The organism is Xanthomonas sp. 3793, from assembly GCF_024806835.1.
Classification (GTDB): domain Bacteria; phylum Pseudomonadota; class Gammaproteobacteria; order Xanthomonadales; family Xanthomonadaceae; genus Xanthomonas; species Xanthomonas arboricola_F.
This window is the reverse complement of record NZ_JANTYU010000003.1, coordinates 269,178-282,111: the sequence shown is the minus strand read 5'-3', so window position 1 is coordinate 282,111 and position 12,934 is coordinate 269,178. Positions and strand designations below refer to the sequence as shown.

Genomic DNA, 12,934 nt, shown 5'->3' with positions numbered 1-12,934 from the left:
CGTGCGCCGGCTGAGCCTGACCGGATTGGCGATGTGCGTGCCGTATGCGGCACTGATTGCGTTCTGTCAGCGCTTTGCGCACGACCCGCAGGTCGACTACAAAAGCCAACTGGTGTGGAAGCAACTGCCAGTGATGTTGCAGATGATGGTTGCAGATGGCCTGGGCCTGACGCGCCTGCCGGTCCAGCTATCCTGGGCGACGGCTTATACGCTGATGGTGGCGCCCATGTTCCTGGCGCTTTATCTGTTGGGCCGTGCGCTGGAGAACACCTTCAGAGACCATGGCCCGGCTTGGAAAGACCCATCCAATACGGATGGGCGCGGACAGTGAGTTTCACTCTGCTGCCGCCCTGCTTTTGTCTATAACGCGACCTCGATTAGCTGGATTCGCGGGGGCCGGTCCGTCGCTGCCACATCCACATCCAACCGTCAGGCCGGTGGCTTGAAAGTCGCTGTGGTCTGGTCCCGGTTGTGCGTCCCTCACGCCGTGCGCGTGCCGCGTAGCGCCGCTGACAGTGTGAGCCACCAGGAAGACGTAGCGAGCCAATCATCAGGTGGGTGCGGACGGCGCGCTCAGAACCTGAGCATGCGGGTCGCCCCTGTCGCATCGAGCATCGGCTGCACCGGCGCGGCGGTGAGCGCCATAGGCTAGGCCTTGGGTCTGACCATCCGCTGCACTCTGGTTCCGCTGGCGCGGTCGTGCCATGTCAGCCGATCGCGATCGACCCAGGCCCACCAGAATCCTAGTCCGCCCAAGGCCAGCGACAGCGTGCCCACCGCAAAGCGGATCCACAGCGCGCGCCAGGAGGCTTGCGGGCCGACCAGCTGCAGTCGCCAGGGACGCATGCCCAGGGTCTGGCCGCCGCGGCGCCAACTCAGCGTGGCGTACACCCCGGCGGCGACCCAGCAGCACAGCCAGAGCAGCCACTGCCAGGCACTGAACGGTGCGATGTTTTCGCGCGCCGGGTGCCCGGCCAGGGTGAAACCCAGGGTGAAACCGGCCGAAATCAACATCCACAGCGCCAGCACTGGCCAGGCGTCGTAGCACATCGACAATAGCCGCCAGTGCAGCAGGGCGGCCGGTCGTGGGGAATCGGATGCGGCGATCGAAGTCATGGCGCGAGCATAGCCGGCGCCAGCGATGCGGCAACGCCGCGCTGCACTAATGCAGTCCCCAACGCACAGCGGCCGACGCTGGCTGTGCGGTCCGCCAGGTGGCTGCGGCCAGAGCCTCGGTGGCGGCGCAGGGGCTGTCGCCGCTGCGGTCCAGGCGCTACGGAAACAATGTGGGCTCGCGCCGTCTCGTGTCACCCAGGCCGTGCTTGGGATCCGGGCACGTGTGACCTAAGGGCTTTCCGATGACAGCGTCGCGCCCAGGTGCGCTCCTGCCTGTGTGATGCGCGCGAGTGAATGCGGCGCGCGTGCTGGGTCTTGCGCTAGGTTCGCTAACCGCGAGGGTGATGCTTGGCGTGCAGCTTCTGCAGGTGCTGCCTTGCCACCAGCGTGTAGATCTGGGTGGTCGATAGCGAGCTGTGGCCCAGCAGCATCTGCAGCGCGCGCAGGTCTGCGCCGTGGTTGAGCAGGTGGGTCGCAAAACTGTGGCGCAGGCCGTGCGGGCTGACCGTGGCCGGGTCGATGCCGGCCACCGCCGCATAGCGTTTGACCAAGGTCCAGAAGTGCTGACGGCTGGGCGGCTGGCGTGCCGCATCGATGAACAACGGCACCTGCCCGTCGACTGCGGCCACGGCCTTGTGACCGGCCAGCAGCGGGCGCGCCTCATGCAGATAGCGCTCAAGCCAATGCTGCGACTCTTCGCCCAGCGGCACCAGGCGCTCCTTGCTGCCCTTGCCGGTCACTCGCAGCACGCCCTGGCGCAGGTTGACGCCCACCGCCGGCAGATTCACCAGCTCGCTGACCCGCAGGCCGGCGGCGTACATCAACTCGAGCATGGCGCGGTCGCGCAGGCCAAGCGGTGCCTGGACATCCGGCGCCGCCAGCAAGGCCTCGATCTGGGTTTCGGTCAGCGCCTTGGGCAGCGAGCGCGGCAACCGGGGTGGGTCGAGCAGGGCAGTGGGATCATCGCTGCGCACGCCATCGCGCAGGCACAGGCCGTAGAAGGCCCGCAACGTCGACAACAGCCGGGCATTGCTGCGCGGCGAGTACCTGGCCTCGGTCCGCCAGCGCAGGTAATCGAACAATACCGACCGATCGATGCCGAGCAATCCACCGCCGGCACCGTCGCGCCACCGTGCCAACCCTTCCAGGTCGCGCCGGTAACTGTCCAGCGTCTGCCGCGCCACGCCCTGCTCGGCCCACAAGCGATCCAGAAAGCGCTCGATGGCGGCGGTATCGGCCGCCTGCACCGGCGGCAGCTGTTGGGTGAGTTGGCGACGTTCGGCAGGGCTGCTGGCTGACATCGCCACAGCATAGAACGTGACGCGCGGAATGCGATGCGCCACGCTGGTTATCGGTCAGGTGTTGCCAGCGCTTGCCTTGCCGCATCGTGGCCGAGGTTTGCGCCCCAAGGAAGTCGCACGCCACGCCTGATGCTGCGTAACAGCGCCATGGCCGGCTCCCAGGCCACGGAGAATTGCCGCAGGACAGCAAGCAAAGCACACCCGGGATCACACACGTAGGAGCGCACCCGGGCGCGACGGCCGTCACCGGCAATCCCGCCGTGCCGACTCCCGCGTCAATGCCCGCAAGCGCTGACGCAGCGACAGCAAGCGCAACAATCCGCCTGTCCGGACCGGGAGTGCCACGAACTCGCCGGCGAGCGAGCGAACAAACTGTCGCGGCCGCTGCCAGGCTTCATCCACCCTGTGCGAGAATCGAGCTACCCCGATTCCACTGGATGCGTGAATGTATCGTCTTGCCATCGCCGCGCTGCTGGGCGCGCTCAGCCTTACCGCCTGCGCACAATCGTCGCAGCCTGCGGCAAGCAACGCCGGCGCCAAGCCAGCCGCCGCTGCCGCCCCCGCCGCGACCGGCAATGTGGATCAGCGCGTCGGCGCCGCCCTCAAGGCCCTGGACCCGGACTTCAAGCCGGATTACATCGGCGCCGCGCCGTTCCCCGGGTTCCGCGAAGTGGTGGTCGGCGGGCAGGTGCTGTACGTCAGCGATGACGGCCGTTACCTGATCCAGGCGCAGCCGTTCGACATCCAGAACAAGCAGTTCGCCGCCAGCCCGGGCCTGCTGGCGTATCGCCGCAAGCAGCTGGAGACCGTGCCCAAGGCCGACCGCATCGTGTTCGCGCCGGCCAACCCCAAGTACACCGTGACCGTGTTCACCGACGTGGAATGCGGCTACTGCCGCAAGCTGCACAGCGAGATCGGCGAGCTCAACAAGCAGGGCATCGCGGTGGAATACCTGGCCTTCCCGCGCATGGGCCTGGGCAGCCAGGACCACAAGGAAATGATCGCGGTGTGGTGCGCGGCCGACCGCAAGCAGGCGCTGACCGCAGCCAAGTCGGGCCAGCCGGTGAACTCCAAGGACTGCAAGAACCCGGTGTCGATGGAATACACGCTGGGCCAGCGTCTGGGCGTCAACGGCACCCCGGCGATCTTCGCGCCGGACGGCACCCAGCTCGGTGGCTATCTGCCGCCGGCGCAGCTGCGCGAAGCGCTGGAAAAGCGCGCGGTCACCACTGCCGGCGGCAGCCGCTGAGGGATCCGTTGGCGGCGCGATGATGCTGCCTGGAGGCTGGCCGCTGCGGCGGTTGGTGTGATCGATCAAGAGGCTGGAATGCGCATGCATTCCGGCCTCTTGCGTTTCGGGGCTGGAGCGGCTGACAAACATAGCGGGCAGTCGTCAGATGGGCATGGATGGCGCAAAGGAGCCGGCGTGTACGCGTGGTCCATGCCGCACCCGGCACCGGCCGCGCCCGCCTGGTGGTGAGCACCGCCGTTTTGTCAGCCGCGCTCAGGCTGGCCGCAGGGGTTGTGGAGTTGGAGCAGCGGCGGACCGGCGTCGGCCAACGCTGCTGACCTCGCACGCGCGCTGTTACCCAGGCCGGCGACAGCTGTGCGCCGCACTTCCTGCTGGCATCGCCATCCGTCTTCGCCGTTGCCGCATCGGGCCGGAATGTGCCGAATCGGGGCAGTCCCTGCGACGCGTCAGCCGACAGATTGGTGGCCCACCCACGCCAGGTCCGGCGCCGGCCCATCAGCTCCGTTACAATCTGCAGCCCCGTTTCTGACACGGTTCCCCGGACATGATGGTCCTCGAGGGCGCTTCCGCCCTTTCGCCGTTCCGCCGCGCTCGGCTCGAAACCCGCCTGCAAACCCTCGTCCCCGCGCTGCGCATCACCGGCGCCTGGCACGTCTACTTCATCCGCGCCGAGGCCGGGCAAGCGCCCGACCAGGCCACCTTGCAGCGGATCCTGCAGGCCGAAGCCGCCCCCGCGCCGCGGGCCGAGGCGGCTTCCTCGCGCTACGTGGTGCCGCGCCTGGGCACGCTGTCGCCGTGGTCGAGCAAGGCCACCGAACTGGTGCGCGGCGCCGGGCAGCCGATCCAGCGCGTGGAGCGCGGTACCCGCATCGATCTGGCCGGCTGGCCGGCCGACGACGCGACGCAGGCCGCCGTGGCCAAGCTGCTGCACGATCCGATGACGCAATCGTTGCTCGGCTCGGCCGCGGCCGCCGAAGCGCTGTTCAACGTGCCCGAGCCCGGTCATCTGCAGCGCGTGCCACTGGATGGGCTGGAGCAGGCCAACCGCGACCTCGGCCTGGCCCTGGCGCAGGACGAGATCGACTACCTGCGCGAACGCTTCGCCGAGCTGGGCCGCGACCCGGCCGACGTCGAGCTGATGATGTTCGCCCAGGCCAACTCCGAGCACTGCCGGCACAAGATCTTCAACGCCAGCTGGACCATCGACGGCAAGCCGCAGGAACGCTCGCTGTTCCGCATGATCAAGCACACCCACCAGCAGACCCCGCAGCACACCTTGTCGGCCTACAGCGACAACGCGGCGGTGGTGGAAGGCGTGCCGGCCGCGCGCTATCGCCCGGACCCGGCCACCGGCCAGTACCGCAGCGAAGCGGTGCTGCCGTCGGCATTCGCCATCAAGGTGGAAACGCATAATCACCCGACCGCGATCGCGCCGTTTCCCGGCGCGGCCACCGGCGCCGGCGGCGAGATCCGCGACGAGGGTGCCACCGGCCGCGGCGGCAAACCCAAGGCCGGCCTGACCGGTTTCACCGTCTCGCACCTGCGCATCCCGACCTTGCCGCAGCCCTGGGAAGCGCCGCGCGCGCTGAACCCGCGCATGGCTCCGGCGCTGGACATCATGCTCGACGGCCCGCTGGGCGGCGCTGCATTCAACAATGAATTCGGCCGGCCGAACCTGCTCGGCTATTTCCGCAGTTTCGAGCTTGCCGAAGGCCCGGGCCTGACCCGCGCCTACGACAAGCCGATCATGCTGGCCGGCGGCCTGGGCGCGATCGATCGCAACCAGGTCGAAAAGCTGCGCCTGCAGCCCGGCGATGCGGTGATCGTGCTGGGCGGGCCGGCGATGCTGATCGGCCTGGGCGGCGGTGCGGCCAGTTCGGTGGCGGCCGGCGACAGCGCCGAGGCGCTGGACTTTGCCAGCGTGCAGCGCGAGAACCCGGAAATGGAGCGCCGCTGCCAGGAGGTCATCGACCGCTGCGTGGCGCTGGGGATCGACAACCCGATCCGCTGGTTCCACGACGTGGGTGCGGGCGGGCTGTCCAACGCCATTCCCGAGCTGCTGCACGATTCGGGCGTGGGCGGCATCATCGACCTCGGTCGCGTGCTCACCGACGACCCCTCGCTGTCGCCGCTGGAACTGTGGTGCAACGAATCGCAGGAACGCTACGTGCTGGGCGTGCCACAGGCGCGGCTGGACGAATTTGCCGCCATCTGCGCGCGCGAGCGCTGCCCGTTTGCGGCGGTTGGCGTGGCGACGGCCGAGGAGCGGCTGGTGGTGGGCTATGGCGTGTTTGGGGACGGGATTGGTGATTCGGGATTGGGGAGTCGCAACAGCGATTCGTCAGTCGCCGGGTCCGCCGTTGCTTCCAACCAATCCCCAATCCCCAATCCCCAATCCCCGCTCCCGATCGACCTGCCGATGGACGTGCTGTTCGGCAAGGCGCCGAAGATGCATCGCGATGCGGTGCATCCGCCGGCGCCGCAGTGGCCGGTGCTGCAGACTGCCGGGCTGGATTTGCACGAGGCCGGCTTGCGCTTGCTGGCGCATCCCACGGTGGCGTCCAAGAGCTTTCTGGTCACCATCGGCGACCGCAGCGTGGGCGGGCTGACCGCGCGCGAGCAGATGATCGGGCCGTGGCAGCTGCCGCTGGCGGACTGTGCGATCACCCTGGCCGGGTTCGAGACATTCTCCGGCGAGGCGATGTCGATCGGCGAGCGCACTCCGCTGGCGCTGTTGAACGCCGCAGCGTCCGCGCGCATGGCGGTGGGCGAGGCAATCACCAATCTGTGCTCCGCGCCGGTGCAGTCGCTGGACAGCATCAAGCTCTCGGCCAACTGGATGGCCGCGGCCGGCCATGCCGGCGAAGACGCCTTGCTGTACGACGCGGTGCGTGCGATCGGCATGGAGCTGTGCCCGGCGCTGGAGCTGAGCGTGCCGGTGGGCAAGGACTCGCTGTCGATGCAGGCGCAGTGGGTTGAAGCCGGGATTGGTGATTCGGCATTCGGGATTGGCGAAACGCCAGAGCCCTCCGCTGTTACCAATCCCCAATCCCCAATCCCCAATCCCATCGCTCACAAGAGCGTTTCACCGGTCTCGCTGATCATCAGTGCGTTCGCGCCTGTGGGCGATGTGCGCACGCAGCTGACGCCGTTGTTGCGCAACGACGAAGAGAGCGAGCTGTGGTTGATCGGGCTGGGCGGCGGCAAGCAGCGTCTGGGTGGCTCGGTACTGGCGCAGGTGTATGCCGACGATGCGGCCTTGCCGGCGTTCGGTGGCGAAGTGCCGGATCTGGAAGATGCGCAGCGGCTGCGCAGTTTCTTCGAATTGATCCGCGATGCGCGCCAGAGCGGGCTGTTGCTGGCCTATCACGATCGCAGCGATGGCGGTGCGTTTGCGGCGCTGTGCGAGATGGCCTTTGCCTCGCGTCAGGGCCTGGATATCACCCTGGATGCGTGGGGCGAAGACGCGTTCCGCAGCCTGTTCAATGAAGAACTCGGTGCGGTGGTGCAGATCGCCAGCGAAGATCGCGCCGCGTTTGCCGATCTGGTCGAGCGGCATGCACTGACCGAATGCGCGCAGCGTATCGCACGCCCCACTGGCGCGCCGCGTATCCGCGTGAGCGGGCAGGGGCGTGTGCTGGCGGAATGGCGTTGGGAAGAATTGTTCGATGCCTGGTGGTCGGTGACCCACGCCATGCAGAAGCTGCGCGACAACCCAGACAGTGCAGACGAGGAGCGCGCGTTGGCGCGCGATTTCCAGGCGCCCGGCCTGCGTCCCAAGCTGGTGTTCGACCCCTCCGAGGATGTGGCCGCGCCGTTCGTGGCGACCGGTGCGCGGCCCAAGGTGGCGATCCTGCGCGAGCAGGGCGTCAACGGGCAGATCGAAATGGCCTACAACTTCGAACGTGCCGGGTTCAGCGCGTTCGACGTGCACATGAGCGACCTGATCGAAGGGCGCGTGGATCTGGCGCAGTTTTCCGGCTTCGCCGCCTGTGGCGGTTTCAGCTATGGCGATGTGCTGGGTGCCGGCCGCGGTTGGGCCACCTCGATCCTGGAACGCGCGGCATTGCGCGATGCGTTTGCCGCGTTCTTCGCGCGCAGCGATACGTTCGCGCTGGGCGTGTGCAACGGTTGCCAGATGCTCAGCCAGCTCAAGGACATCATTCCCGGTGCCGGGCACTGGCCGCGTTTCCTGCGCAATCGCAGCGAGCAGTTCGAAGCGCGCACCGCGTTGCTGGAGGTGGTGGAGTCGCCGTCGATCTTCCTGCGCGGCATGGCCGGCTCGCGGATTCCGGTGGCAGTGGCGCATGGCGAAGGCCGTGCGGAGTTCGACACGGCCGTGGACCAGGCCGCCGCACGCGTGGCGCTGCGTTTTGTCGACGGTAACGGCGCTGTGGCATCGCAGTACCCGCTCAACCCGAACGGGTCGCCGGACGGTATCACCGGGCTGACCAGTACCGATGGCCGCGCCACCATCCTGATGCCGCATCCCGAGCGCACGCCGCGCACGGCAAACCTGAGTTGGCATCCGGCCGACTGGGGCGACGATTCGCCGTGGCTGCGGATGTTCCGTAACGCGCGTGTGTGGTGCGGTTGAGTCGATGATCCGAAGCCGCGTGCGCTGAGTGCGCGTCGCGTGCCTCCGCCGACGGCCGTGTGCAGCGATGCACACGGCCGTTTTCGTGTGCTGCCATGGCGTGCGCGGTCACGTCATCGCAAGTGCGTGCATGGCTGTCTTGGTGTGACGGGCTGTACCGCACATCGCACTGCATCGGTGCTGTCGCCCGAAGACGCGTGCAATCCCCATGTGTTGGACGACTGCTGGCGCGTTCTGGTCAGTCTGGCCCCGCGTGGCGGTCGGTGCGGTTGCCCAGTCGGCAGCGCGTCCCATACCGGGCTGCAGCGCGGCGATCGACAAGCTGCGGCGCGTGATCAGGTGCGGCTGCGCAACCGCAACAAGGTTCCGTAAAAACCATAAGGTTTGCTTCGAGTAACTATCAAAAATGCTAGTTATTAGAATTGAAGGTAATTTTTTCTGTGTGCGTGATGCGATTCGCATTTAGTTATTCGGGTTTTCAATAAATTCATCGAGCGTTACGTATCCAGTACGCGTCGCTCGTCCGCTACGCACTCAACTGTCGCTTCTTTTCCCGGTGAATTCCGGTGAAGGAGAGCTGCTGCGCTCGATAAAACCTCAGGGGGACTGCGCGCCGATCAGGCGTGCGGTGGTCGGTTCTCACACGCCAGACCATAATGGGGAGTAAGTGTTTAATGAAGAATATCGAAAATGCCGCGGGGCAGTCGCCCTCCGGCAAGGCGAAGCATTTCCCGATTATCTCGAACATGCAGGCGCGGTGCCGCGTGCATGCACGCGGTGGCCTTGCCGCTGCCATCTGTATGGTGCTGGCGGGCGGTTCCATCACGGTCGACGCAATGGCGCAGGCGCGCCATCCGGCCACGCAGTGCAGCGTGGTCGATGGTCAACGTCTGTGCGCGCAGTCACTGGCTGCCGCTGGTGCGTCGACGGGACTGGTTGCCGGTGCCGCAGCGCCGACCTCCATGGCCACCGCGTCGATGCCGACCGAAGACGATGCCGACCTGCCTCCCTTCGTCGACGGGCGCGACGCCATTGCGCTGGGGGCGGCAAGCAATGCGCTTGCCGATGGCGCCAGCGCGCTGGGAGCGGGCAGCCTGGCACTGGAGCGCGATGCCACGGCAGTGGGGCGCAATGCGGTGGCGATCGGTACCTCTGCGGTGGCGGTTGGCGGCGTTGCAACGGTGTACGACTACGACGAATTCGGCTTTGTCGTCGGCAGCAGCGAGCAGACCACCGAGGCCACCGGCGTCGCCTCCACCGCAATCGGTGGCGGTGCCAAGGCAGTCGACCCGCTGACGACGGCGGTCGGCACCGGCAGCATTGCCGCCGGTGTGCAGAGCACGGCGCTGGGCTATCACGCACGCACGTCGCAGGATGGTGCCACTGCCGTGGGCGGCCTGTCGCAGGTCTCCGGGTTTGGCGGTGCGGCGCTGGGTTACAGCGCCAACGCAAGCGCCGATTTCGCCACTGCAGTGGGTTTTGGCGCACGCGGTACCGGCATCAGCACGGTGGCAGTGGGCAACAGTTCGCTTGCCAGCGGTGCCGACAGCGTCGCCATCGGCGGCGCCAGCCAAAGCACGCAGAACGCGATCAATGCGGCGACCGGGCTTGGCGGCATCGCGCTCGGCGCAGGTGCGCAGAGTCAGTCCGATTACGCGATTGCAATCGGCTACAACGCAAATATCTTCCCCAATCGGCCGGGCAATACCGATGCGATCGCCATCGGGCATTCCGCCGGCGCGTTTTCGCCGCGTGCGGTGTCGCTGGGTGGCGGGGCGCTGACGTCCGGCGACGGTGCGCTGGCGATTGGCTATGACGCAGCCAGCGTGACCGACAACAGCATCGCACTGGGCGCGCGTGCGGCCACCTCCTGGTTCAATGGAAACAATACCGCCATCGGTGCGGACGCGCAGACATATGGCGTGGATGCGCTGGCGATCGGCTACGGTGCGCGGGTGGGCAACCTGGTCGACGACGCCTGGAACCGCTCGGCCGCCAGCGCGGTGGCCTTGGGCGCGCATTCGTATGCGAACCGCAGCAACACGGTGTCGGTGGGCGATGTGCAGGCCGGATTGACCCGACAGATCACCAGTGTCGCCGCCGGCACCGAAGCAACCGACGCGGTGAACGTGGGCCAGCTCGATGGCGTGCGTGCAGTTGCCCTGCGTCTGGACAGCCAGCTGGCGTCGGCCAAGTCCGATGTGGACGAGCCGGCCGCATTTGCAGAGGGCAGCAACGCCATTGCGCTGGGCAGCGCCAGCAATGCGCTGGGCGAGGGCGCGAACGCATTCGGCTCCGGGAGCGCGGCAGTCGGCCGCGATGCGGTGGCGGTTGGCCGCAATGCCAGCGCGTCGGATGCATCCGCCGTCGCGTTGGGCGGTGTGGCCAGTGTGCCGTTGTTCGATGCCAGCGGCTTCATCGTCGGTCAACAGGAGCGTGCGACCACCGCACAGGCGCGCGGTGCGCTGGCATTGGGTGGCGGTGCGCTTGCGATGCAGACGTTCGCCACGGCGGTCGGCACCGGTGCATCGGCAGTCGGCGCGCAGTCCACCGCAGTCGGCTTCGGCGCCCAGGCACGGGAAGACACCACGACGGCGCTCGGCGGCTTTTCGGCCGCACGTGGCGCTGCTTCGTCGGCGTTGGGCTTCAATGCGATCGCCGCAGGCAGGTTGACCACAGCGGTCGGTTTCGACGCGCTGAGCAACGGCGAAAGCAGCGTGGCCGTGGGCAGCAGCGCGGCAGCCTTCGGGGAGCGCAGCGTCACCATCGGCGGCTATTCGCTGATCAGCAACACGCTGCAGAACGCAGCCAGTTCGGGGGTGGGTGGTGTCGCCATCGGTGCCGGTGCGCGCAGCCAGGCCGATTACGCGATTGCGCTGGGCTACAACGCCAATGTCTTCGGTAACGACGACAACGTCGATGCGGTGGCCATCGGCCATAGCGCTGGCTCGTTCGGGCCACGCACGGTGTCGCTGGGCGCATCTGCGTCCGCGCAGGCCGAACAAGCGGTTGCCATCGGTTACGACGCGCGTGCCGCATCGACCAGAAGCATTGCCATCGGCAGCGGCGCCGATACCTCGATCTTCTACGGCGACAACATCGCCTTGGGCACCAATGCCAAGGCCGATGCGCCGGATGCGATTGCAATCGGGCGCGATGCCAGCGTCGGTGTATTCGTCGGCGAAGCGGGCAGTGCCGCAGTGGCCTTGGGGGTACAGGCGCGCGCACTGGGCAACAACAGCCTGGCGCTGGGCTACAACGCCTTTACCCGCGAGAGCGGTCGCAACGCGGTTGCTCTGGGAGCCAATGCCGGTGCCAGTGGTGCCGATTCGGTGGCGTTGGGCGCGGGCGCACGCAGCAGCGAGGTGAATGTGGTGTCGGTGGGTAACGGCAACGGCCGTGGCGGTCCGGCAACGCGTCGTCTCGTCAACGTCGGTGCCGGTGCGATCGCCGCCGGCAGCCTGGAGGCGATCAACGGTGGCCAGCTGTTCCAATCGTTGAGCAATGCGGCGAGCTTTCTCGGTGGCGGTGCGGCGATCGGCGCACAAGGTGTGTTCGTTGCGCCGACCTATGTGATTCAAGGCAGCAGTTACAGCAACGTGGGGGCTGCATTGACTGCGTTGGACAGCAAGGTCACCGAGCTGGATGCGCGTGCGGGGACTGCAACCGCATCGCGCGCGTCTGCAGCGCGCATGACGTCGGCAGGTGCGCGGTCTATGGGGGCGGGCGCTACAGGCGATGCGGTGGACGCTGTGCAATCCACATCCACCGCGGCCGCGCAGACGGCTGTTGTCGCTGCAGCTGGCGACACGGCGACACGCAGCCTTGGCTCAACCGATGGCGTGCAAGGCACCCCGACGGCGGCAGTGGTCGGCAGCATCACGCCGGCGGCAACCTCCACCGCAGTCGGTGCGTCGGCAGTGGCCAACCACGTCACCGGTACCGCGATCGGCGGCAGCGCCTACGTGCACGGCCCCAACGACACCGCGATCGGCAGCAATGCGCGCGTCAATGCCGACGGCAGTACTGCGGTCGGTGCCAATACGCAGATTGCGGCGGTGGCGACCAATGCGGTGGCGATGGACGAGGGTGCGCAGGTCAGTGCGGCGTCCGGTACCGCCATCGGCCAGGGCGCACGTGCCAGTGCACAAGGTGCGGTGGCCTTGGGTCAGGGCTCGGTGGCCGATCGCGCCAACACGGTGTCGGTGGGCAGCGTCGGGGGCGAGCGGCAGGTGGCCAATGTGGCGGCCGGTACGCGTGCCACCGATGCGGTGAACAAGGGCCAGTTGGACAGCGGCGTCGCCGCGGCCAACAGCTACACCGACAGCCGCTACAGCGCGATGGCCGACAGCTTCGAAAGCTATCAGGGCGATATCGAGGACCGTCTGCGTCGGCAGAACCGTCGCCTGGATCGTCAGGGCGCGATGAGCTCGGCGATGTTGAACATGTCCGCCAGCGTGGCCGGTATCGCCTCGCAAAACCGCATCGGTGCCGGTGTCGGTTTCCAGAACGGCGAGTCGGCGTTGTCGGTGGGCTACCAGCGTGCGATCAGCCCGCGCGCCACGTTGACCGTGGGCGGTGCGCTGAGCGGCGATGACAGCTCGATCGGCGTGGGTGCCGGTTTCGGCTGGTAACCCTCAGCAATAGCGTGCGCGCTTGCATCCAAAC

General features: G+C 67.5%; 6 protein-coding genes and 1 other RNA gene. 4 read left to right on the top strand and 3 right to left on the bottom strand.

What is annotated here, in order from left to right:
- Position 1: 1 nt before the first annotated feature.
- Complete coding sequence (locus tag FHY18_RS11615; protein ID WP_259154994.1) at positions 2-331, top strand: hypothetical protein; 330 nt, start codon at positions 2-4, stop codon at positions 329-331.
- 317 nt (positions 332-648) lie between these two features.
- Here FHY18_RS11615 and FHY18_RS11610 read toward each other — a convergent pair whose 3' ends face one another.
- On the bottom strand, positions 649-1,116 hold the full coding sequence (locus FHY18_RS11610) for an RDD family protein (protein WP_259154993.1): 468 nt from the start codon (positions 1,114-1,116) through the stop codon (positions 649-651).
- Positions 1,117-1,445: 329 nt separating this feature from the next.
- Positions 1,446-2,417: a site-specific tyrosine recombinase XerD gene (gene xerD / locus FHY18_RS11605; RefSeq protein ID WP_259154992.1), complete on the bottom strand. Its 972-nt coding sequence runs from the start codon at positions 2,415-2,417 to the stop codon at positions 1,446-1,448.
- A 445-nt stretch (positions 2,418-2,862) separates the two neighbouring features.
- Here xerD and FHY18_RS11600 point away from each other — a divergent pair, with 445 nt between their 5' ends.
- The gene (locus FHY18_RS11600; RefSeq protein ID WP_039425013.1) at positions 2,863-3,666 is read left to right on the top strand and encodes a DsbC family protein; all 804 of its coding nucleotides are present in this window, start codon (positions 2,863-2,865) and stop codon (positions 3,664-3,666) included.
- Between the two features lie 119 nt (positions 3,667-3,785).
- Here the strand turns inward: FHY18_RS11600 and FHY18_RS11595 are convergent.
- A non-coding RNA gene (locus tag FHY18_RS11595) (sX9 sRNA) lies at positions 3,786-3,860 on the bottom strand.
- A gap of 353 nt (positions 3,861-4,213) precedes the next feature.
- On the opposite strand from FHY18_RS11595, the gene purL reads away from it, so the two are divergent.
- Both purL and FHY18_RS11585 read left to right on the top strand, forming a co-directional pair.
- A complete protein-coding gene (gene purL / locus FHY18_RS11590; RefSeq protein WP_259154989.1) occupies positions 4,214-8,266 on the top strand; it encodes a phosphoribosylformylglycinamidine synthase in 4,053 nt (1,350 codons plus the stop codon).
- 674 nt (positions 8,267-8,940) lie between these two features.
- Positions 8,941-12,900, top strand: coding sequence for a YadA-like family protein (locus tag FHY18_RS11585; RefSeq protein WP_259154988.1), 3,960 nt, complete (start codon positions 8,941-8,943; stop codon positions 12,898-12,900).
- The last annotated feature ends 34 nt before the right edge of the window (positions 12,901-12,934 follow it).